Origin of the sequence: Streptomyces sp. NPDC012827, from assembly GCF_042900905.1 — a bacterium.
In the GTDB taxonomy this organism is placed as follows: domain Bacteria; phylum Actinomycetota; class Actinomycetes; order Streptomycetales; family Streptomycetaceae; genus Streptomyces; species Streptomyces gulbargensis.
The window spans coordinates 241,533-260,711 of sequence record NZ_JBIBBY010000004.1 but is presented as its reverse complement, the minus strand read 5'-3'; the positions used below and the strand labels follow the sequence as shown (position 1 = coordinate 260,711).

Sequence of the window (19,179 nt, the reverse complement as noted above, 5' to 3'; positions counted from 1 at the left end):
GCCCCGGTGCGGCCGGGGGAACCGCAGCCTCCCGCCTGGCGTTCACCAGTACGGGAGGGTCCACTGGACCAGTGGGCCACCACGAAGCGAAGGGTTCCCCTGCCGCACCACCTGGAGGGCGTACCGTGCACCGCCGGCACAACGGGCTGAGGACCGCCGTACTCCTCGGAGGGCTCTCGGCCCTCATCATCGTCATCGGTAGCCTCTTCGGACGTACGGGCCTGATCGCCGCGGTTCTCGTGGCGCTCGGGACCAACGCGTACGCCTACTGGAACAGCGACAAGCTGGCGCTGCGGGCCATGCGCGCCCGCCCGGTGAGCGAGTTCGAGGCCCCCGGCCTCTACCGGATCGTGCGGGAGCTCTCCACCCAGGCCCGCCGGCCCATGCCCCGGCTCTACATCTCACCCACCCAGGCGCCCAACGCCTTCGCCACCGGCCGCAACCCGCGCAACGCCGCCGTCTGCTGCACCGAGGGCATCCTCGCCCTCCTCGACGAACGCGAGCTGCGCGGGGTCATCGGCCACGAACTGAGCCATGTCCACAACCGCGACATCCTCATCTCCTCGGTGGCCGGCGCCCTCGCCTCCGTGATCATGTTCCTGGTCAACTTCGCCTGGCTGATCCCCGTCGGCCGCTCCAGCGACGACGACGGGCCCGGCCTCCTCGGCATGCTCCTGATCATGATCCTCGGCCCGGTGGCGGCCTCCGTCATCCAGCTCGCCATCTCCCGCTCCCGGGAGTACGAGGCCGACGCCTCCGGCGCCCAGCTCACCGGCGACCCGCTCGCCCTCGCGAGCGCCCTGCGCAAACTGGAGGCGGGCACCAAGCAGCTTCCGCTGCCTCCCGAACCCAAGATCGAGACGGCCAGCCACATGATGATCGCCAACCCGTTCCGGCCCGGCCAGGGCCTCGCCCGGATGTTCTCCACCCACCCGCCCATGACCGAGCGGATCGCCCGGCTCGAACAGATGGCGGGGCGACGCCCGTGAAGACCGTCCTCAACGTGATCTGGCTGGTCCTCTCCGGCTTCTGGCTGTTCCTCGGTTACCTCACCGCCGGCGCCCTGCTGTGCGTCACGATCATCGGCATCCCCTTCGGCCTCGCCGCCTTCCGCATCGGCCTCTACGCCCTGTGGCCCTTCGGCCACACCGTCGTCGACAAGCCCGGCGCCGGAGCCGCCTCCTGCGTCGGCAACGTCCTGTGGCTGATCCTCGCCGGCTGGTGGCTCGCCCTCGGCCACGTCGTCACCGGCATCGCCCTCTGTGTCACGGTCATCGGCATCCCCCTCGGCCTCGCCAACTTCAAGCTGATCCCGGTCTCGCTGCTGCCCCTCGGCAAGGAGATCGTGCCCACGGACCAGCCCTTCACGGCCCGCTGACGCGGCCCCCCGCGACGCGGGGACCGCCGGGTCTCAGCCCTTCGGCGGTACGGGCCGTCCCCGGCCGACCGCGTACGCCACCACGCCCAGCGCGACCACCCCCGCCCCCGCCAGGACCGAGCCCAGCGGCAGCGAGAGCGCGAGTGCCGCGCAGCCGACGAGCCCCACGAAGGCGAGCGGCCGGGCCCGTCCGCCCAGCGTCCAGGCGGAGGCGTTCGCGATCCCGTAGTAGACCAGCACGCCGAAGGACGAGAAGCCGATCGTCCCCCGCACGTCGGCCGTCGCCGCGACCACGGCCACCACCGCGCCCACCGCCAGCTCCGCCCGGTGCGGCACCCGGAAACGGGGGTGCACGGCCGCCAGCCCCGCCGGCAGGTAGCCGTCCCTCGCCATCGCGAAGGTCGTCCGGGACACCCCGAGGATCAGCGAGAGCAGCGAGCCGAGCGCGGCCACGGCCGCGCCCACCGTCACCACCGGCACCAGCCACGACGCGCCCGCCGCCCGGGCCGCGTCCGTCAGCGGGGCGGCCGAACCGGCCAGCGAGGCCGGTCCGAGGACGGTGAGCACGGCGACGGCGACGGCCGCGTACACGGCCAGCGTGATGCCCAGCGCCAGCGGCACCGCACGCGGGATCGTCCGGGCCGGATCGCGGACCTCCTCCCCGAGCGTGGCGATCCGCGCGTACCCCGCGAAAGCGAAGAAGAGCAAACCCGCAGCCTGCAACAGCCCGCCCGCCGCGACGTCCCCGCCGAACGGCTCGCCCTCGCTCGCGCCGCTCCCGAACGACACCACGACCACCGCGGCGAGCACTGCCAGGACCACCGCCACGATCACCCGCGTGAGCAGCGCCGACTTCTGAACACCCCGGTAATTGACGGCCGTCAGGGCCACCACGGCGGCCACCGCCACCGCGTGCGCCTGCCCCGGCCACACGTACGCGCCGACGGCCAGGGCCATCGCCGAGCACGAGGCCGTCTTGCCGACCACGAAGGCCCAGCCGGCCAGGTGCCCCCAGAAGGGGCCGAGGCGTTCGCGACCGTACACATAGGTGCCGCCCGAGGCGGGGTACAGGGCCGCGAGCCGGGCCGAGGCCATCGCGTTGCAGTACGCGACGACGGCGGCGAGTCCGAGGGCCCGGAGGAGCCCCGCTCCCGATCCGGCCGCCCCCGCCGCAGGCCCGAGCGCGACGAAGATCCCCGCCCCGATCATCGAGCCGAGGCCGATCACGACCGCGTCGAAGAGGCCGAGGGACCGGCGCAGTTCGGATGTCATGCGCACAGCCTAGAAGCTGAGCCCGGTCTCCCTGAGCGTGATGTTCAACCGGCCGTTCAGCCCCAGCGCCGGATCGGCCGTGCCCGGAAACACCGTGGGCACGCCGTGGAAGGCCCGCCGCGACGGACCGCCGAAGACGAACAGGTCACCCGAGGCCAGCTCCACGTCCGTCCACGGCCGCCCGCGCCCCTCCGCGTTGCCGAACCGGAAGACGCACCGGTCACCGAGGCTCAGCGACACCACCGGCGCCGCCGACCGCTCCTCCCGGTCCTGGTGCATGCCCATCCTCGCCCCGGCCCCGTAGAAGTTCACCAGCGCGGTGTCCGGCGCGAACCCGCCGTCGTCCCCGTACGCCTCCGCCACCGCGGCCCGCCCCAGCGCCGCCAGCCACTCCGGCAGCGCGACCGCCACCGCCTCCAGGTAGCGGTACGGCACCCACCGCCGCCCCAGGCACAGCGAGCGCACCGACATCACACCCCCGCCCGGCAGCACGGTCCGCTCGTACGCCACGGGCCCGCGCCCCCACTCCCGGCAGGCCTCCACCAGCTCCCGCTGCCGCTCGACCGCGAGCCAGTCCGGCACGTGCACCGCCCCGGGCGCCACCTCGGCCCGCTCGCGCGGGAACAGCCCCTCCGTCACACCGGCGCACCCTCCAGCCCCAGGAGCCGCTGCTTGCGCTCCAGCCCCGCCGCGTACCCGCGCAGGCTCCCGTCGGCTCCGATCACCCGGTGACAGGGCCGCACCACCAACAGCGGATTCCGCCCGATGGCCGTCCCCACGGCCCGCACCCCGGCCCCCGCCGCACCGACCCGCCGGGCGATCTCCCCGTAGCTGACGGTCGCCCCGTACGGGATCTCCTCCAGCGCCCGCCAGACGCGCCGCTGGAACTGCGTCCCCGCGTCCGCGTACGGGATCTCGAACCGGTCCCGCCGCCCCGCGAAGTACTCCTCCAGCTGCCCCACGGCCTCCCCGAAGGCCTCCGGCGCGTGCGTCCAGCCCTCCAGGACCGTGGCCCCGCCCTTCTGCCCGGGCAGCGACAGCGAGCACAGCGCGGTACGGCCCCCAGGCGCGGGCTGCCCGACGAGCAGCATCTCCCCCAGGGGGCCGTCGGCGTACGCGTACACGGTGATGTCGGTCATGCCTCCAGTGTGCGAGGCCCGACGGCACCCCGGCTGGCGGATTTCGGACACCACCCTCACCGCGCGAGCCGGCGGTGGTGCACAAGCGACCCGGCCGGCGCCGTCACTCGTCGGCCTCCCACAGGCCGCGGGTGCCGAGCGGGACGCGGGGAAGCTCCCGGTCCTCTTTCGCGGCCTCGAAGAAGACCAGCTCCGTCGGGTCGAGGTCCAGCACCGCGCAGACCTCCTCATGGAGCATGACGTAGGCCATGAACCGCTCGTTCCTCCGGTCCTCGTAGTCGTCCCCGCTCGTGTCGTAAGCGGAGAGCCGGAGGTCGAACAGGTCGTTCGCCCAGTCCCGGTACCGGTCGAAGACCTGGTTCGCCGCCTCGGTGACACCCTCGTCCCCCAGCTCACCCAGCTTGTCGGTGGCGGCGCGGGCGACGGACGCCGCGCGCCGGCAATCCTCCAGATTGCCGGTCGGAAAGCCGGCGGACGAGAGCCGGACCGCCTGGATCAGGACGACGAGCGACTTGTGCCACGCGGTCATCTCGTTCTGGAACAGCCGGTACGCCCGGATGAGACCGGCTCGGGGCGAGGGGTCGTCGGGTGCCACGCGGTTGGGATCCGAGAGCCGCAGCAGTTCCTTGTACCGGAACATGGCCTGGCGGTCGATGTCCCCGCGATCGAAGCGGGTGTGGCAGTTCGGACACAGGACGATCAGATTGTGGAACTCGTGCCTGCGGACACGGTGCCAGGGCACGATGTGCGCGATCTCCAGCGGGGTCGCGCGGCATGTCGGTATCGCACATCGGTGGCCGGCCTCGACGTAGAGCTGCCGGGCCAGCGGACGAGGCACCTTGGTGCGCTTCGTGGCCATGCGGGCAGCATAGGAGGTGCCACCGACAGAGGGGCCCGGCCCGGGCGGAACCGCCACCGGACACGTCCGGCGGCGCCGGCGCGACGAGGGCGGCCGGCGAAACGGTCCCCGGCCAGGCGCCCCCGTCGCGCCGGCCCGGCGGCCGCCGCGGGTCGAGCCCTGATCAGCGGTAGTTCACGAACTGCAGCGCGAAGTCGAAGTCCTGGTTCTTCAGCAGCGTGATCACGGCCTGCAGGTCGTCCCGGCTCTTGGAGCTGACCCGCAGCTCGTCACCCTGCACCTGCGCCTTGACGCCCTTCGGGCCCTCGTCGCGGATGACCTTCGAGACCTTCTTCGCGTTCTCCTGCGAGATGCCCTCCTGGATGGAGGCGAACAGCTTGTACTCCTTGCCGGACAGCTGCGGCTCGCCCTCCACGTCCAGCGACTTCAGCGAGATCCCGCGCTTGATCAGCTTGGACTGGAAGATGTCGAGGATCGCCTTCACGCGCTCCTCACCACTCGCCTGCATCAGGATCTTCTCGCCCGACCACTCGATCTTGGCGTTGGTCCCCTTGAAGTCGTAGCGCTGCGAGATCTCCTTCGCCGCCTGGTTGAGGGCGTTGTCGACCTCCTGCCGCTCGACCTTGGACACGATGTCGAAACTGGAGTCGGCCATGACTCGTGGCTCCTTGCTCGGATGCTGTGGGGTACAGCCCAAAGCCTAGGGGGTGTCCCACAGCGCCCACCCCTGATCAAACAGGTGGCGGAGCACCCCACGGGATCAGGTATTGTTTACGTCGTTGCCAGGGAGCACCGCCGACAAGCGGCTCCGCGGCAGCGATCCCATGGCGGTGTGCCCGAGTGGCCAATGGGAGCGGACTGTAAATCCGTCGGCTTAGCCTACCCAGGTTCGAATCCTGGCGCCGCCACGTGATGAAGACGGCCCCTGATCTGCGGAAACGCGATCAGGGGCCGTCTTGTTCGTGTGTGGCTCCCAGGCCGGAGGCGCCCGCTAGAGTCACGGGCCATGCGGGCCATGGGGGAGCAGAGGATGCGTACGAAGCCGTGCAAGTGGTGCCGACAGCCGGTCGCGTACCGGTCGTGGTGGCGTTCCCGCCGGTACTGCAACCGGTGGCACCAGACACGGAAGTGGATCTCCCGGATCCTGGAGCTGTTCGGCGAGGCCGCCAGCGCCTGACCGCCCGGGACGGTCGGGTCGGGCGAGGACCGACCCGGGCGGGACGCACGGCTGCCTAGCCCGGGGTCGCGCCGCCGGGCCCGTCCGGGTCGCGGAAGTCGTCACGGCCCGGCGGGTATGCGCGGCGGGGGTGGCGCTCGGACGGGGTCGTCGGGTCGTCGGGGGGTCGTGGCAGCAGGGGGAGCAGCGTCATGCCCTCCGTGCGCGACCAGGTCCGGTAGGCGGCCGGTTCCGCGAGCGGGTGGTCCGGCTCCGCCGGGTGGAAGTCCTCGGGGGGAACGTCCGCGACCTCCAGGAGGTCCAGGAGCATCCGGGAGGTCAGCTCGGGGTTGAGGTCGTCGGCGACCCCTTCGGTTCCCCAGCGGATGACGGTCTCCGCAGCCCGGTTGAGACCCTCCGCGCTGGCCGTCGGGAAGGCGAGTGCCAGGGAGGCCCGCACGATCTCGACCGCGTCCTCGGAACGCACGGTCACCGCCTCCTTTCGCAGACGATGCAGAGGCCGGTCCGGGCCGTGAAGCCGAGGGCCATCTTCCCGGTGTTCTGGGCCTGCCGCAGGCACTCGTGCCGGTCGAGATGAGCGTACTGCTGTGTCGACATCATGTCCCTGACGTAGACCTCCCAGTGATCCTGGGCCTTCACCCAGTCGTTGCGATGGGCGACCCGCACCCAGGCGTCCACGAAGTCCTGCCGGGCGTACACACCGTGGAAGTACGCGCTCAGATTGTCGATCAGGCCGGGAGGACGGAGCCGCTGCCCCAGCTTCCGCTGCTGGAACAGCGTGTTGGTCGAGATCTGCTTCACGCGGCTGATGCGCTCGGCGATCACATGACCGGCGAACCCACCGATGATCGCCGGCACGAGCAGCCAGCCCACCAGCGAGGCGGCCCAGAGGAGCCAGTGCTTCGGCGCGTCGATCAGCGTGAAGACGCGGTAGACGCTGCTGGGACTCGTCGCCCGTACGGCGAAGACGTACAGCACCGTGAGACACAGCGTGATCGGCAACCCCCAGTCCAGGATCCACTGCGTCACCCCCTTCAGTGCCTTGCGCGACCGCCAGACGCGCCGCAGGCGCCTGAAGAAGCTCTGGCGGTGCGGTGGGAGGTCGAGCTGAGGAGGGACCGGAATGGGACCGTGGATCAACATGTACCCCCGTGGGACCGCGACGGTTCGGCGCCCGGCGCACGGCAACTCCGTGGCGGCGTGCGGAGATTCTGGCGCAGAAGGGCCGTACGGGGGAAACGGCGGAGCCCCTCGCCCGGCCGTGCGAACGCCGGCGGCGCCACACGCGAGGAGGTCCCCGGTGCGCGCACCGGGGACCTCCTCGCGTGTCCGGGGACGAGCGGGCGGAGCGTCAGTTGCCCGCCACGTCCTTGACCGCCACCGAGACCGGGATCGAGCCGGAGATCAGTTCCAGGGTCAGGCCCGCGGTCGCCGGGGTGTCGAGGAGTTCGGCCAGGACCGCGGCCACGTCGTCGCGGGGGACCGGGCCCCCGCCCGTGTGGGCGCCCAGGCGGACCAGACCCGTGCCCGCGTCGTTCGTCAGGGAGCCCGGGCGCAGGATCGTCCACTCCAGGTTCGGGCGGGAGCGGATGTCGTCGTCCGCGGCGCCCTTGGCCCGCAGGTAGACGTCGAAGACCTCGTCGCCCGGCCGGTGCGCGTCGGCGCCCATCGACGACACGACCACGTACCGCCGTACGCCCGCCCGTTCCGCCGCGTCCGCGAAGAGGACCGCCGCCCCCCGGTCCACCGTGTCCTTGCGGTCCGCGCCGCTGCCCGGGCCCGCGCCCGCCGCGAAGACGGCCGCGTCCGCGCCCTCCAGGACCGCCGCCACCTCCTCCACCGACGCCGACTCCAGGTCCAGCACCACGGGCTCCGCGCCCGCGTCCCGCAGGTCCCCCGCCTGCTCGGCGCGGCGGATCAGGCCCGCCACCTCGTGTCCGCCCGACGAGAGCAGCCGCTCCAGGCGCAGGGCGATCTGTCCGTGTCCACCAGCAATGACGATGCGCATACCCACGACCGTACGACTCAGCGCGCCCCGGGGCCTCCCGGCCCGGGACGGTCCGGGCGGTCGGGCCGCTCAGGACGAACCTGTCTCGGCAGGTCCAGCGCCGCCGCCGAGTCGCAGTACTCCCGCACCGCGCTGGTCCGCGCCACCACCCGCCCCCGGTGCACCACGATCCTGCTGTACGCGAGCGACAGCGCCCCCGCGAGCCGCTCGCCCCGCACCGCCAGGAGCTCCGCCGGGAAGCCCGCCTCCACCCGCACCTCCGGCAGCCCCATCGCCGCCCGCGCCTGCGCGCTCACCGCCGCGTACGCCTCCCCGGGCGACAGCCCGCCCAGCGACGCCAGCAGATAGGCCGCCTCCAGCGGGTCCCCGCGCCCCACCGGGTTCGCCACGTCCCGCAGCGCCCCGCCGCCCGCCGCCACCCGCACCCCGGCCGACCGCAGCAGCCGCACCGGCGCGGCCCCCCGCCGCTCCGTACCGCCGCAGCCGCCCTGAGGCAGGCACACCACCGTCACCCCGGCCGCCGCCAGCTGGTCCGCGACCCGCGCCGCGACCTCCGCCGGCAGTCGCGCGAGCCCCGCGCACGGCCCGATCGACACCCCGGGCCGCAGCCCGCCGGCCATCACCGCGAGCCGGGCGAGCCGCGCCGGATCGTCCCCGTCGGTGTGCAGATCCACCGGGCAGCCGTGCTCGGCGGCCAGCTCCAGGACCGCCTCCGCGTACCCGATGGGGTCCGGGTCCAGGTCCGGGCAGCCGCCGACCACCCCCGCGCCCATCCGCACCGCGTCCCGCAGCAGCGCCAGCCCGTCCGCCCCCGCCGCGCCGGTGAGCAGCCGGGGCACCGCGACCGCCGTCAGGTCGGCCAGACCGCGCAGCGAACGCCGGGCCTGCAGTGCCGCCTCCAGCGGCCCGAGCCCGTGCACGTCCCCGATCCGCACGTGCGCGCGCAGCGCCGTCGCCCCGTGTCCCAGCTGGAGCAGCGCGGCCTCGGTGGCGCGCCGCTGCACCTCCTCGGGGGCGTACGAGACGGGGCCCGGGGCGTCGGCGGTGAGCGCCGTGTCGGCGTGGGCGTGGGGCTCGGCGGGGGCCGGCAGCAGCAGATAGCCGGCCAGGTCGACGCGGGCCCCGGGCGCGGGAAGGCTGCCGGCCGTTCCGACGGCCTCGATCCGTCCCCGTACCAGCCGCACGTCCACCGTCCTGCCGTCGGTGAGCCGCGCGTTGGCCAGCAGCAGCGAGCCCGACTCGGCGGTCGCCGCGGCCCCGTCGTCGGGCGGCTGGGGCTGCTTGCTGTCGGCAGACATCGGGCTCCTCCGGGGCTCGCGGCTGGCTCACCAAGATCAAGATCACGCAGCGTGGGGCAGAGCCTAGGGGCGCCCGCAGCCGCCTTCGAGGAGGAGCGCAATAGTCGTACCGATGAGGCCACGAGTGGCGTACGGGACGCCGGACGAGCCCCGCGTGAAGGCCGCCGGGAAACGGATTTGGGTGATGGGCGGAGGACCGTGTAATGTCTTCCTCGCTCGCCCCAATAGCTCAGTCGGCAGAGCGTCTCCATGGTAAGGAGAAGGTCTACGGTTCGATTCCGTATTGGGGCTCTGGTGAGAAGGACCCGCCTTCGGGCGGGACCCCGATCATCAAAGCGGTGTAGCTCAGTCGGTAGAGCAAGCGGCTCATAATCGCTGTGTCACCGGTTCAAGTCCGGTCACCGCTACACACAGTAGCCGATTGTGGGGTCGGTCCTTCGATCGGCTACTCTTCTATGCGTTCATCCGTCCATCCGTCCGTCAAGGAGCACTCACGTGGCTGCCACCGACGTCCGCCCGAAGATCACGCTGGCCTGCGTGGAGTGCAAGGAGCGGAACTACATCACCAAGAAGAACCGGCGTAACAACCCGGACCGTCTTGAGATGAAGAAGCACTGCCCCCGCTGCAACTCGCACACCGCGCACCGCGAGACGCGATAATCCAGGCTCGTTCACGAGGCCGTCCCCACTGGGGGCGGCCTCGTGGCGTTTGACGCAACAGATCCAGCAGGAGGTATCGAGTCCATGGCGCTCGACCAGTCCTTCGTGGGCCGGACCTATCCGCCCACCGCGCCCTACGAGGTCGGCCGGGAAAAGATCCGCGAATTCGCCGAGGCCATCGGCGACGCCAATCCCGCGTACACCGACACCGAGGCCGCCAAGGCGTTCGGTCACCCGGATGTGATCGCCCCGCCCACTTTTGTGTTCGCCATCACGTTCAAGGCCGCCGGACAGGTCATCGAGGACCCCCAGCTGGGCCTCGACTACAGCCGGGTCGTCCACGGCGACCAGAAGTTCGCCTACACCCGCCCCGTCCGCGCCGGCGACCGCCTCTCCGTCACCTCCACCATCGAGGCGATCAAGTCCCTCGCCGGCAACGACGTCCTGGACATCCGCGGCGAGGTCCACGACGCCTCCGGCGAGCACGTCGTCACCGCCTGGACCAAGCTCGTCTCCCGCGCCCCCGAGGAGGCCTGACCATGACCGCGAAGATCGCCTACGACGACGTCGAGGTCGGCACCGAGCTCCCCGCGCAGAGCTTCCCCGTGACCCGCGCCACGCTCGTCCGGTACGCCGGTGCCTCCGGGGACTTCAACCCCATCCACTGGAACGAGAAGTTCGCCGTCGAGGTCGGCCTCCCCGACGTCATCGCCCACGGCATGTTCACCATGGCCGAGGCCGTCCGCGTCGTCACCGACTGGGCCGGCGACCCCGCCGCGGTCGTCGAGTACGGCGTCCGCTTCACCAAGCCGGTCGTCGTCCCCGACGACGGCACCGGTGCCCTCATCGAGGTGGGCGCCAAGGTCGCCGCCAAGCTCGACGACCGGCGGGTGCGCGTCGACCTCACCGCGACCAGCGCCGGACAGAAGGTCCTCGGCATGAGCCGGGCCGTGGTCCAGCTCGCCTGACGTCAGGAAAGGTACGTATGTGTTGCGCCGCGCAACACATACGTACTCTTGAGCCCGTGCACGTACTCCACGACGCCCCCCTCGCTCCCCTGACCACCTTCCGGCTCGGCGGCCCCGCCGCCCGGCTCGTCACCGCCACCACCGACGACGAGGTGATCGCCGCGGTCCGCGAGGCCGACGCCTCCGGCACCCCGCTCCTGATCATCGGTGGCGGTTCCAACCTGGTCATCGGGGACAAGGGCTTCGACGGCACCGCCCTGCGCGTCGCCACGAAGGGCTTCACGCTCGACGGCACCCGCCTGGAACTCGCCGCCGGCGAGGTGTGGACGGACGCCGTCGCGCGCACCGTGGACGCCGGGCTCGCGGGCATCGAGTGCCTCGCCGGGATCCCCGGCTCGGCCGGCGCCACGCCCATCCAGAACGTCGGCGCCTACGGCCAGGACGTCTCCGCCACCGTCACCGAGGTCGTCGCCTACGACCGGCGCGCCGGGGAGACCGTCACCCTCACCAACGCCCTGTGCGCCTTCTCGTACCGCCACAGCCTCTTCAAGGAGCACCCCGAGCGGTACGTCGTCCTGCGCGTCCGGTTCGAGCTGGAGGACGCCGGCGGGCTCTCCGCGCCGATCAAGTACGCCGAGACCGCCCGCGCCCTCGGCGTCGAGGCCGGCGACCGGGTGCCGCTGGAGCGGGCCCGCGAGACCGTCCTGAAGCTGCGCGCCGGCAAGGGCATGGTCCTGGACCCCGAGGACCACGACACCTGGTCCGCCGGGTCCTTCTTCACCAACCCGATCCTCACGGCGGAGGAGTACGCGGCCTTCCTCACGCGCGTGGCCGGGCGGCTCGGGCCCGACGTCGCCCCGCCGGCCTTCCCGGCGGGCGAGGACGGCGCCGTGAAGACCTCCGCCGCCTGGCTCATCGACAAGGCCGGCTTCACCAAGGGGCACGGCACCGGGCCGGCCCGGATCTCCACCAAGCACACCCTCGCCCTCACCAACCGCGGCGAGGCCACCACCGAGGACCTCCTCGCCCTCGCCCGCGAGGTCGTCGCCGGGGTCCGGGACGCCTTCGGCATCACCCTCGTCAACGAGCCCGTGATGGTCGGCACCGGCCTCTGAGCCCGCGCGCACACCGGCGTACGGGCGTCAGCCGCCCAGCCAGTCGTCGATCCCGGCCAGCAGCTTCGCCCGTACGCCCTCCGGCGCCGCCGAGGCCCGCACCGACTGGCGGGCCAGCTCCGCCAGCTCCCCGTCCGTGAAGCCGTGGTGCTCGCGGGCGATCTCGTACTGGGCCGCCAGGCGCGAGCCGAAGAGGAGCGGGTCGTCCGCGCCGAGCGCCAGCGGGACGCCCGCGTCGAACAGCGTGCGCAGCGGGACGTCCGCGGGCGTCTCGTACACCCCGAGCGCCACGTTGGACGCCGGGCACACCTCGCACGTCACCCCCCGCTCGGCGAGCTTCCGCAGCAGTCGCGGATCCTCCGCCGCCCGCACCCCGTGGCCGATCCGCGACGCCCGCAGGTCGTCCAGGCAGTCCCGTACGGACGCCGGACCGGTCAGCTCGCCGCCGTGCGGGGCCGCGAGCAGGCCGCCGTCGCGGGCGATGGCGAAGGCCCGGTCGAAGTCCCGGGCAAGGCCCCGCCGCTCGTCGTTGGACAGGCCGAAACCGACCACCCCCCGGTCCGCGTACCGGACCGCGAGCCGGGCCAGCGTCCGGGCCTCCAGCGGATGCTTCATCCGGTTCGCCGCGACCAGCACCCGCATCCCGAGGCCCGTCTCCCGGGAGGCCGCGTCGACGGCGTCCAGGATGACCTCCATGGCCGGGATCAGACCGCCGAGATGAGGGGCGTACGAGGTCGGGTCGACCTGGATCTCCAGCCACCCCGAACCGTCCCTGACGTCCTCCTCCGCCGCCTCGCGCACCAGCCGCCGGATGTCCTCGGGCTCGCGCAGGCAGGAGCGGGCGATGTCGTACAGGCGCTGGAAGCGGAACCAGCCGCGCTCGTCGGTGGCCCGCAGCCGCGGGGGCGTACCGCCGCTCAGCGCCTCGGGCAGGTGCACGCCGTACTTGTCGGCCAGTTCGAGGAGGGTCGAGGGCCGCATCGAACCCGTGAAGTGCAGATGCAGATGGGCCTTGGGCAGCAGGGTGATGTCGCGGTGAACGTGCTCCATCGGCCGATCCTGCCGCAACCGGACGGGCCCGGGCACCCCTTTTCCCCGATCGGGACCGGCCCGAACGCAGAAACGGCCCCCGGTTCCGAGGAACCGGGGGCCGCCGACCTGCCGAACTCCGACGGGTCAGTCGCGGGCCTCCGCCAGCAGCTTCTGGATCCGGGACACGCCCTCCACCAGGTCCTCGTCGCCGAGCGCGTACGACAGGCGCAGGTAACCCGGCGTGCCGAAGGCCTCGCCCGGGACGACCGCGACCTCGGCCTCGTCCAGGATCAGGGCCGCGAGCTCGACCGAGTCCTGCGGGCGCCGGCCGCGGATCTCCTTGCCGAGCAGCGCCTTCACCGACGGGTACGCGTAGAAGGCGCCCTCCGGCGTCGGGCAGTAGACGCCCTCGATCTCGTTGAGCATCCGCACCATCGTCTGGCGGCGCCGGTCGAAGGCGGCGCGCATCGTGGCCACCGCGTCCAGGTTCCCCGTCAGGGCGGCGAGCGCGGCGACCTGCGCCACGTTGCTCACGTTGGAGGTGGCGTGCGACTGGAGGTTCGTCGCGGCCTTCACCACGTCCTTCGGGCCGATGATCCAGCCCACGCGCCAGCCCGTCATCGCGTACGTCTTGGCGACACCGTTCACCACGACGCACTTGTCGCGCAGCTCCGGCAGGACCGCCGGCAGGGAGACGGCGGAGGCGTCGCCGTACACCAGGTGCTCGTAGATCTCGTCGGTCAGCACCCACAGGCCGTGCTCGACGGCCCAGCGGCCGATCGCCTCGGTGTCGGCCTCGGAGTACACCGCGCCCGTCGGGTTCGACGGGGAGACGAAGAGGACGACCTTGGTCCGCTCCGTCCGGGCCGCCTCCAGCTGCTCCACCGAGACCCGGTAACCGGTGGTCTCGTCGGCCACGACCTCCACGGGCACACCGCCCGCGAGCCGGATCGACTCGGGGTACGTCGTCCAGTACGGCGCCGGGACGATGACCTCGTCGCCCGGGTCCAGGATCGCGGCGAAGGCCTCGTAGATCGCCTGCTTGCCGCCGTTGGTCACCAGGACCTGGGAGGCGTCGACCTCGTAACCGGAGTCGCGCAGCGTCTTGGCGGCGATGGCCGCCTTCAGCTCGGGCAGCCCGCCGGCCGGGGTGTAGCGGTGGTACTTGGGGTTCTTGCAGGCCTCGACGGCCGCCTCGACGATGTAGTCCGGCGTGGGGAAGTCGGGCTCACCCGCGCCGAAACCGATCACCGGGCGCCCGGCGGCCTTGAGGGCCTTGGCCTTGGCGTCGACGGCGAGGGTGGCGGACTCGGAGATCGCACCGATCCGGGCGGAGACCCGACGCTCGGTGGGAGGGGTAGCAGCGCTCATGCGGCCCATCGTCCCAGACCGCTTCACGGCCCGGCACACAGGTTTCACGGAGCGGACAGGAACGGTCATTCCTGGTCGTACGCGCGTCCGCCGCCGGGTCGGCGCGCTATCTGTTCGACGTGGGGCCCGTCACCACGTACACTCTCTCCTCGTTGGCCCGCACCGACCACATCGCAGGATGCGGTAGGTTGGGGGCAGCAACAAAGGGTCGTAGCTCAATTGGTAGAGCACCGGTCTCCAAAACCGGCGGTTGGGGGTTCAAGTCCCTCCGGCCCTGCTACACACACCGCCAGGTTGTGTGCGCATGTACGTCTTCATTGCACCGCCGTGCGGCTCCACCCGGGCGCGGCACGGCCACGACCCGGAATCAGGTGAGAGATCGTGACGGACGCCGTAGGCTCCATCGACATGCCTGATGCCGAAGACGAGGCCGCGGAGTCGAAGAAGAAGTCCCGCAAGGGCGGCAAGCGCGGAAAGAAGGGCCCTCTGGGCCGTCTCGCGCTCTTTTACCGACAGATCGTCGCGGAGCTCCGCAAGGTCGTCTGGCCGACGCGCAGCCAGCTGTCGACGTACACCACCGTGGTGATTGTCTTCGTCGTCATCATGATCGGCCTTGTCACCGTGATTGACTATGGCTTCCAGGAAGCAGTCAAGTACGTCTTCGGCTGACTTTTTGTTCCACCCCATCTGTATCGCAGGAAGAAGCAGCCACCGTGTCTGACGCGAACCTGAACGACGCCTTCGAGTCCGAGTCCGTCGAGGACGAGCTGGACATCGTCGAGGCCGCCGACGAGGACCAGGCGGACGCTGCGGACGAGATCGCGGGCGAGGCCGCCGAGGACGAGGCCGTCCACGTCGAGGACGAGGACGAGGCCGTGGCGGAGGACGCCGACGGCGACGCCGAGGAGTCCGACGAGGACGACGAGACCGCCGAGGCCGAGGCCACCGCGGACGAGACCGAGGAGGAGGCCGAGCCGGCCGCCCCGGTCGACCCGGTCGCCGCGCTCCGCGAGGAGCTGCGCACCCTGCCCGGCGAGTGGTACGTCATCCACACCTACGCGGGCTACGAGAAGCGCGTGAAGGCCAACCTGGAGCAGCGCGCCGTCTCGCTCAACGTCGAGGACTTCATCTACCAGGCCGAGGTGCCCGAGGAAGAGATCGTCCAGATCAAGGGCGGCGAGCGGAAGAACGTCAAGCAGAACAAGCTCCCCGGCTACGTCCTGGTCCGCATGGACCTGACGAACGAGTCCTGGGGTGTCGTGCGCAACACGCCCGGCGTCACCGGCTTCGTGGGCAACGCCTACGACCCGTACCCGCTGACCCTGGACGAGATCGTCAAGATGCTCGCCCCGGAGGCCGAGGAGAAGGCCGCCCGCGAGGCCGCCGAGGCCGAGGGCAAGCCGGCTCCCGCCCGCAAGCTGGAGGTCCAGGTCCTGGACTTCGAGGTCGGCGACTCGGTCACCGTCACCGACGGCCCCTTCGCCACCCTCCAGGCCACGATCAACGAGATCAACGCCGACTCGAAGAAGGTCAAGGGCCTGGTCGAGATCTTCGGTCGCGAGACCCCGGTCGAGCTCAGCTTCGACCAGATCCAGAAGAACTGACCCCACAGGTTTCCGATCAGGTCAGAGTGGCTGCGAAAGCCGCTCTGACCTGCTCGGTTTTTGGCCGCACCGCCATACCCGTTATCGTTGTGCGGTATGCCTCCATCCGGATGACCGGATGGCGGGCTGAACACTCTCACTAGGACCCGGAGAGAGCACATGCCTCCCAAGAAGAAGAAGGTCACGGGGCTTATCAAGCTCCAGATCAACGCCGGTGCCGCGAACCCGGCGCCGCCGGTCGGCCCCGCGCTGGGTCAGCACGGCGTCAACATCATGGAGTTCTGCAAGGCCTACAACGCCGCGACCGAGTCGCAGCGTGGCATGGTCGTGCCGGTGGAGATCACGGTCTACGAGGACCGTTCCTTCACCTTCATCACCAAGACTCCGCCGGCCGCCAAGCTGATCCTCAAGGCCGCGGGTGTGGACAAGGGCTCCGGCGAGCCGCACAAGACCAAGGTCGCGAAGCTCACGAGCGCCCAGGTCCGCGAGATCGCCACGGTCAAGCTGCCCGACCTGAACGCCAACGACCTGGACGCCGCCGAGAAGATCATCGCCGGCACCGCCCGTTCCATGGGCATCACGGTCGAGGGCTGATCACCCCCCTCGTCACCCCAGTGGCAGGGCCAGCGCTGGCCCGCACCACGACTCCACACCTGAAACGAACACAGGAGCAGAAGTGAAGCGCAGCAAGTCTCTCCGCGCTGCGGACGCGAAGATCGACCGGGAGAAGCTCTACGCCCCGCTCGAGGCCGTCCGTCTGGCCAAGGAGACCTCCACCACGAAGTTCGACGGCACCGTCGAGGTCGCCTTCCGCCTGGGTGTCGACCCGCGCAAGGCCGACCAGATGGTCCGTGGCACCGTGAACCTCCCGCACGGCACCGGTAAGACCGCCCGGGTCCTGGTCTTCGCGACCGGTGACCGTGCCGAGGCCGCGATCGCCGCGGGCGCCGACATCGTCGGCTCCGACGAGCTCATCGACGAGATCTCCAAGGGCAACCGCCTGAACGAGTTCGACGCCGTGGTGGCCACCCCGGACCTCATGGGCAAGGTCGGCCGCCTCGGCCGCGTCCTCGGCCCGCGTGGTCTCATGCCGAACCCCAAGACCGGCACCGTCACCCCCGATGTCGCCAAGGCTGTCAACGACATCAAGGGCGGCAAGATCGAGTTCCGCGTCGACAAGCACTCGAACCTGCACTTCATCATCGGCAAGGTCTCCTTCGACGAGACCAAGCTGGTGGAGAACTACGGCGCCGCGCTGGAGGAGATCCTCCGTCTGAAGCCGTCCGCCGCCAAGGGTCGCTACATCAAGAAGGCCGCCATCGCCACCACGATGGGCCCCGGCATTCCGGTCGACCCGAACCGCACCCGCAACCTCCTCGTCGAGGAGGACCCGGCCGCGGTCTGAGCCCCCACGGCTCGCTGAGTGGTCAGCCGGCCCCCGCTCCTCTCCGGAGGGCGCGGGGGCCGGCTTTTTTCCGTTGCCGTCCTGTCGGCACCGTGGGATACGGTCGAGTCGAACAGAGACCTGGATCAAGGGGTGGGGAACACCATGAGCAAGTCCTCCTGGAAGCGCGCGGGCGTCGCGCTGACCGCTGTGGCCGTCGTGACGGGGGTCGCGGGCTGTCAGGACGGCGACAGCAAGGCCGCGGGCGCCAAGGCGGCGGGGCCCGGGGACGTCACGAAGGTCCTCACCGCCGCGTACGAGAAGACCTCCGCGGCCAAGTCGGCCAAGGTCAAGATGACCATGACCATGGAGGGCACCGGCGCCGACTCCGGTACCGCCGAGCTCTCCGGCGTGCAGGGCTGGGACCCCGCGGTCATGGACATCACCATGAAGGGCTCCATGCTGAGCGCCGGGGACCCCGAGGCCCCCGAGCAGATCCGCATGCTGATGCTCGACAACGTGATGTACATGGACATGGGCGCGAAGCAGGCCGCCGAGATGGACGGCAAGCGCTGGATGAAGCTGGACCTGCAGGCCGCGGCCAAGGCGTCCGGTGACAAGGACCTGCAGAAGCAGATGACCGGTGGCCTGGAGTCCATGAACCAGGACCCGGCCCAGCAGCTCGCCCTGCTCCTGGACTCCCCGGACCTCAAGCACGTCGGGGCCGAGAAGATCAACGGCATGGAGACCCAGCACTACAAGGGCACGCTGACCTTCGAGCAGATGCTGAAGGCCAACGAGACCTCGAAGGTCCTCCCGAAGGAGGACTACGACAAGCTCATCGAGAACGTGAAGAAGACCGGTCTCCAGGGCTACGAGACCGAGATCTGGGTCAACGGCGACGGCTACCCGGCCCGGATGGACATCGGCATGAAGATGAAGCAGGGCTCGATGACCATGCGCGCCGACTACTCGGACTACGGCGCCCGGGCGGCCGTCCAGGCCCCGCCGGCCGGTGAGACGGTCGACCTCTTCAAGATGCTCCAGGAGATCGGCCAGGCCGGTGCCGGGGCGCCCCGGAGCTGATTTGCTCCTGGCCCAGGCCATCACGTACTCTTCCACAGAAGCCAAAGACCGCTGGTCGTCGCTGTGCCCGTCAGGGTACGGAGGCCGAAGGATTCGCTGAGAGATGCGAGCGACCCGCGCAGGTGACTGTGGAAGAGTTCCCGGATCCTTTTCGATTCGGTCGAGCTGAGCCCCGTGCGCCTGCGCCCGGGGCGTTTTGTTTTGTTCAGCCCCTTCCGCGCGGTCCCATCACCCGGAAGGAGGCCGACGCTTATGGCAAGGCCCGACAAGGCTGCCTCGGTGGCCGAGCTGGAGGACCAGTTCCGCAGCTCGAACGCCGCTGTGCTGACCGAGTACCGGGGTCTCACCGTGGCGCAGCTCAAGACGCTGCGTCGTTCGCTCGGTGAGAACGCCCAGTACGCCGTGGTGAAGAACACGCTGACCAAGATTGCGGCCAACCAGGCCGGGATCACCGCGCTGGACGACCAGTTCACTGGTCCGACCGCGGTCGCCTTCGTCACCGGTGACCCGGTGGAGTCGGCGAAGGCGCTGCGTGACTTCGCCAAGGAGAACCCGAACCTCATCATCAAGGGCGGTGTCCTTGAGGGTAAGGCGCTCTCCGCCGATGAGATCAAGAAGCTCGCGGACCTCGAGTCCCGCGAGGTTCTGCTCAGCAAGCTGGCCGGCGCGTTCAAGGGCAAGCAGTCCCAGACTGCTCAGCTCTTCCAGGCGCTGCCGTCGAAGCTCGTCCGCACCGTGGACGCGCTCCGTGCCAAGCAGGCCGAGCAGGGCGGTGCCGAGTAATTCGGCTCGCGCAATGATCCGCGCCGCCGCCTAGCCGGCGGAGCG

General features: G+C 70.9%; 24 protein-coding genes and 4 tRNA genes. 17 read left to right on the top strand and 11 right to left on the bottom strand.

Annotation, left to right across the window (positions count from 1 at the left end; genetic code table 11):
- The first annotated feature begins 125 nt into the window (after nucleotides 1–125).
- Complete coding sequence (htpX, locus tag ACFY60_RS10660) at nucleotides 126–989, top strand: zinc metalloprotease HtpX (RefSeq protein ID WP_388610681.1); 864 nt, start codon at nucleotides 126–128, stop codon at nucleotides 987–989.
- Nucleotides 986–1,378: a YccF domain-containing protein gene (locus ACFY60_RS10655; RefSeq protein ID WP_388610683.1), complete on the top strand. Its 393-nt coding sequence runs from the start codon at nucleotides 986–988 to the stop codon at nucleotides 1,376–1,378. Before htpX ends, ACFY60_RS10655 begins: the two co-directional genes overlap by 4 nt.
- 33 nt (nucleotides 1,379–1,411) lie before the next feature.
- On the opposite strand, the gene ACFY60_RS10650 is transcribed toward ACFY60_RS10655, so the two are convergent.
- The 5 genes from ACFY60_RS10650 to ACFY60_RS10630 all read right to left on the bottom strand — a co-directional run bounded on the left by ACFY60_RS10650 (nucleotide 1,412) and on the right by ACFY60_RS10630 (nucleotide 5,303).
- Nucleotides 1,412–2,650: an APC family permease gene (locus ACFY60_RS10650; RefSeq protein WP_388610685.1), complete on the bottom strand. Its 1,239-nt coding sequence runs from the start codon at nucleotides 2,648–2,650 to the stop codon at nucleotides 1,412–1,414.
- Between the two features lie 9 nt (nucleotides 2,651–2,659).
- Nucleotides 2,660–3,289 (bottom strand): alpha-ketoglutarate-dependent dioxygenase AlkB family protein, encoded by a 630-nt coding sequence (locus tag ACFY60_RS10645; RefSeq protein WP_388610687.1) that lies wholly within the window; start codon nucleotides 3,287–3,289, stop codon nucleotides 2,660–2,662.
- Nucleotides 3,286–3,789, bottom strand: a complete 504-nt coding sequence (locus ACFY60_RS10640; RefSeq protein ID WP_388610688.1) for a methylated-DNA--[protein]-cysteine S-methyltransferase — start codon at nucleotides 3,787–3,789, stop codon at nucleotides 3,286–3,288. The genes ACFY60_RS10645 and ACFY60_RS10640 overlap by 4 nt, the downstream gene beginning before the upstream one ends.
- Nucleotides 3,790–3,892: 103 nt before the next feature.
- Nucleotides 3,893–4,648: an HNH endonuclease gene (locus ACFY60_RS10635; RefSeq protein ID WP_388610690.1), complete on the bottom strand. Its 756-nt coding sequence runs from the start codon at nucleotides 4,646–4,648 to the stop codon at nucleotides 3,893–3,895.
- A 163-nt stretch (nucleotides 4,649–4,811) separates the two neighbouring features.
- Nucleotides 4,812–5,303: a YajQ family cyclic di-GMP-binding protein gene (locus ACFY60_RS10630; RefSeq protein WP_388610692.1), complete on the bottom strand. Its 492-nt coding sequence runs from the start codon at nucleotides 5,301–5,303 to the stop codon at nucleotides 4,812–4,814.
- Between the two features lie 171 nt (nucleotides 5,304–5,474).
- On the opposite strand from ACFY60_RS10630, the gene ACFY60_RS10625 reads away from it, so the two are divergent.
- Both ACFY60_RS10625 and ACFY60_RS10620 read left to right on the top strand, forming a co-directional pair.
- Nucleotides 5,475–5,556: transfer RNA gene (locus tag ACFY60_RS10625), tRNA-Tyr, on the top strand.
- 122 nt (nucleotides 5,557–5,678) lie between these two features.
- Nucleotides 5,679–5,825: a hypothetical protein gene (locus ACFY60_RS10620; protein ID WP_388610695.1), complete on the top strand. Its 147-nt coding sequence runs from the start codon at nucleotides 5,679–5,681 to the stop codon at nucleotides 5,823–5,825.
- A 55-nt stretch (nucleotides 5,826–5,880) separates the two neighbouring features.
- Here ACFY60_RS10620 and ACFY60_RS10615 read toward each other — a convergent pair whose 3' ends face one another.
- The 4 genes from ACFY60_RS10615 to ACFY60_RS10600 all read right to left on the bottom strand — a co-directional run bounded on the left by ACFY60_RS10615 (nucleotide 5,881) and on the right by ACFY60_RS10600 (nucleotide 9,131).
- Nucleotides 5,881–6,291, bottom strand: coding sequence for a hypothetical protein (locus tag ACFY60_RS10615; protein WP_388610696.1), 411 nt, complete (start codon nucleotides 6,289–6,291; stop codon nucleotides 5,881–5,883).
- 2 nt (nucleotides 6,292–6,293) lie between these two features.
- Nucleotides 6,294–6,854: a DUF6313 family protein gene (locus tag ACFY60_RS10610; RefSeq protein ID WP_309057118.1), complete on the bottom strand. Its 561-nt coding sequence runs from the start codon at nucleotides 6,852–6,854 to the stop codon at nucleotides 6,294–6,296.
- A 322-nt stretch (nucleotides 6,855–7,176) separates the two neighbouring features.
- Complete coding sequence (locus ACFY60_RS10605; RefSeq protein WP_388610698.1) at nucleotides 7,177–7,833, bottom strand: SDR family oxidoreductase; 657 nt, start codon at nucleotides 7,831–7,833, stop codon at nucleotides 7,177–7,179.
- Between the two features lie 17 nt (nucleotides 7,834–7,850).
- Nucleotides 7,851–9,131 (bottom strand): amidohydrolase family protein, encoded by a 1,281-nt coding sequence (locus ACFY60_RS10600; protein ID WP_388610700.1) that lies wholly within the window; start codon nucleotides 9,129–9,131, stop codon nucleotides 7,851–7,853.
- Nucleotides 9,132–9,349: 218 nt separating this feature from the next.
- Between ACFY60_RS10600 and ACFY60_RS10595 the strand changes: the two genes are divergently transcribed.
- The 6 genes from ACFY60_RS10595 (at nucleotide 9,350) to ACFY60_RS10570 (ending at nucleotide 11,874) form a co-directional block, all read left to right on the top strand.
- A tRNA-Thr gene (locus ACFY60_RS10595) sits at nucleotides 9,350–9,422 on the top strand.
- 43 nt (nucleotides 9,423–9,465) lie between these two features.
- Nucleotides 9,466–9,538 (top strand) — tRNA-Met (locus tag ACFY60_RS10590).
- Between the two features lie 88 nt (nucleotides 9,539–9,626).
- The gene (gene rpmG / locus ACFY60_RS10585) at nucleotides 9,627–9,791 is read left to right on the top strand and encodes a 50S ribosomal protein L33 (protein ID WP_003956487.1); all 165 of its coding nucleotides are present in this window, start codon (nucleotides 9,627–9,629) and stop codon (nucleotides 9,789–9,791) included.
- An 84-nt stretch (nucleotides 9,792–9,875) separates the two neighbouring features.
- Nucleotides 9,876–10,328: a MaoC family dehydratase N-terminal domain-containing protein gene (locus ACFY60_RS10580; RefSeq protein WP_388610703.1), complete on the top strand. Its 453-nt coding sequence runs from the start codon at nucleotides 9,876–9,878 to the stop codon at nucleotides 10,326–10,328.
- Between the two features lie 2 nt (nucleotides 10,329–10,330).
- A complete protein-coding gene (locus ACFY60_RS10575) occupies nucleotides 10,331–10,759 on the top strand; it encodes a MaoC family dehydratase (RefSeq protein WP_388610705.1) in 429 nt (142 codons plus the stop codon).
- A gap of 17 nt (nucleotides 10,760–10,776) precedes the next feature.
- Nucleotides 10,777–11,874, top strand: a complete 1,098-nt coding sequence (locus tag ACFY60_RS10570) for a UDP-N-acetylmuramate dehydrogenase (protein ID WP_388610707.1) — start codon at nucleotides 10,777–10,779, stop codon at nucleotides 11,872–11,874.
- Between the two features lie 27 nt (nucleotides 11,875–11,901).
- Here the strand turns inward: ACFY60_RS10570 and ACFY60_RS10565 are convergent, their stop codons facing one another.
- Together ACFY60_RS10565 and ACFY60_RS10560 are read right to left on the bottom strand one after the other, a co-directional pair.
- Nucleotides 11,902–12,924, bottom strand: coding sequence for an adenosine deaminase (locus ACFY60_RS10565; protein ID WP_388610709.1), 1,023 nt, complete (start codon nucleotides 12,922–12,924; stop codon nucleotides 11,902–11,904).
- Nucleotides 12,925–13,050: 126 nt separating this feature from the next.
- Complete coding sequence (locus ACFY60_RS10560) at nucleotides 13,051–14,277, bottom strand: pyridoxal phosphate-dependent aminotransferase (RefSeq protein ID WP_388610710.1); 1,227 nt, start codon at nucleotides 14,275–14,277, stop codon at nucleotides 13,051–13,053.
- Between the two features lie 204 nt (nucleotides 14,278–14,481).
- Here ACFY60_RS10560 and ACFY60_RS10555 point away from each other — a divergent pair.
- From ACFY60_RS10555 to rplJ, 7 genes are all read left to right on the top strand, one after another.
- A tRNA-Trp gene (locus tag ACFY60_RS10555) sits at nucleotides 14,482–14,554 on the top strand.
- A 104-nt stretch (nucleotides 14,555–14,658) separates the two neighbouring features.
- On the top strand, nucleotides 14,659–14,946 hold the full coding sequence (gene secE, locus ACFY60_RS10550) for a preprotein translocase subunit SecE (protein WP_309054290.1): 288 nt from the start codon (nucleotides 14,659–14,661) through the stop codon (nucleotides 14,944–14,946).
- A gap of 44 nt (nucleotides 14,947–14,990) precedes the next feature.
- On the top strand, nucleotides 14,991–15,881 hold the full coding sequence (gene nusG, locus ACFY60_RS10545) for a transcription termination/antitermination protein NusG (protein ID WP_388610712.1): 891 nt from the start codon (nucleotides 14,991–14,993) through the stop codon (nucleotides 15,879–15,881).
- Nucleotides 15,882–16,040: 159 nt separating this feature from the next.
- Complete coding sequence (rplK, locus tag ACFY60_RS10540; protein WP_309054883.1) at nucleotides 16,041–16,475, top strand: 50S ribosomal protein L11; 435 nt, start codon at nucleotides 16,041–16,043, stop codon at nucleotides 16,473–16,475.
- An 82-nt stretch (nucleotides 16,476–16,557) separates the two neighbouring features.
- Nucleotides 16,558–17,286, top strand: coding sequence for a 50S ribosomal protein L1 (gene rplA / locus ACFY60_RS10535; protein ID WP_309054882.1), 729 nt, complete (start codon nucleotides 16,558–16,560; stop codon nucleotides 17,284–17,286).
- 144 nt (nucleotides 17,287–17,430) lie between these two features.
- Entirely contained in the window at nucleotides 17,431–18,351 is a 921-nt protein-coding gene (locus ACFY60_RS10530) for a hypothetical protein (protein WP_388610715.1), read from the top strand.
- 252 nt (nucleotides 18,352–18,603) lie between these two features.
- Nucleotides 18,604–19,134, top strand: a complete 531-nt coding sequence (gene rplJ / locus ACFY60_RS10525; RefSeq protein WP_309054880.1) for a 50S ribosomal protein L10 — start codon at nucleotides 18,604–18,606, stop codon at nucleotides 19,132–19,134.
- Nucleotides 19,135–19,179: the final 45 nt, after the last annotated feature.

Excerpts from the sequence above, each read along its gene's own strand:
- ACFY60_RS10600 (WP_388610700.1), bottom strand. The coding sequence starts at position 9,131 with ATGTCTGCCGACAGCAAGCAGCCCCAGCCGCCCGACGACGGGGCCGCG.
- ACFY60_RS10630 (WP_388610692.1), bottom strand. The coding sequence starts at position 5,303 with ATGGCCGACTCCAGTTTCGACATCGTGTCCAAGGTCGAGCGGCAGGAG.
- rplJ (WP_309054880.1), top strand. The coding sequence starts at position 18,604 with ATGGCAAGGCCCGACAAGGCTGCCTCGGTGGCCGAGCTGGAGGACCAG.
- ACFY60_RS10640 (WP_388610688.1), bottom strand. The coding sequence starts at position 3,789 with ATGACCGACATCACCGTGTACGCGTACGCCGACGGCCCCCTGGGGGAG.
- rplK (WP_309054883.1), top strand. The coding sequence starts at position 16,041 with ATGCCTCCCAAGAAGAAGAAGGTCACGGGGCTTATCAAGCTCCAGATC.
- ACFY60_RS10635 (WP_388610690.1), bottom strand. The coding sequence starts at position 4,648 with ATGGCCACGAAGCGCACCAAGGTGCCTCGTCCGCTGGCCCGGCAGCTC.
- ACFY60_RS10575 (WP_388610705.1), top strand. The coding sequence starts at position 10,331 with ATGACCGCGAAGATCGCCTACGACGACGTCGAGGTCGGCACCGAGCTC.
- ACFY60_RS10560 (WP_388610710.1), bottom strand. The coding sequence starts at position 14,277 with ATGAGCGCTGCTACCCCTCCCACCGAGCGTCGGGTCTCCGCCCGGATC.
- ACFY60_RS10570 (WP_388610707.1), top strand. The coding sequence starts at position 10,777 with ATGTGTTGCGCCGCGCAACACATACGTACTCTTGAGCCCGTGCACGTA.
- ACFY60_RS10605 (WP_388610698.1), bottom strand. The coding sequence starts at position 7,833 with ATGCGCATCGTCATTGCTGGTGGACACGGACAGATCGCCCTGCGCCTG.
- ACFY60_RS10565 (WP_388610709.1), bottom strand. The coding sequence starts at position 12,924 with ATGGAGCACGTTCACCGCGACATCACCCTGCTGCCCAAGGCCCATCTG.
- ACFY60_RS10580 (WP_388610703.1), top strand. The coding sequence starts at position 9,876 with ATGGCGCTCGACCAGTCCTTCGTGGGCCGGACCTATCCGCCCACCGCG.
- ACFY60_RS10620 (WP_388610695.1), top strand. The coding sequence starts at position 5,679 with ATGCGTACGAAGCCGTGCAAGTGGTGCCGACAGCCGGTCGCGTACCGG.
- ACFY60_RS10530 (WP_388610715.1), top strand. The coding sequence starts at position 17,431 with ATGAGCAAGTCCTCCTGGAAGCGCGCGGGCGTCGCGCTGACCGCTGTG.
- ACFY60_RS10650 (WP_388610685.1), bottom strand. The coding sequence starts at position 2,650 with ATGACATCCGAACTGCGCCGGTCCCTCGGCCTCTTCGACGCGGTCGTG.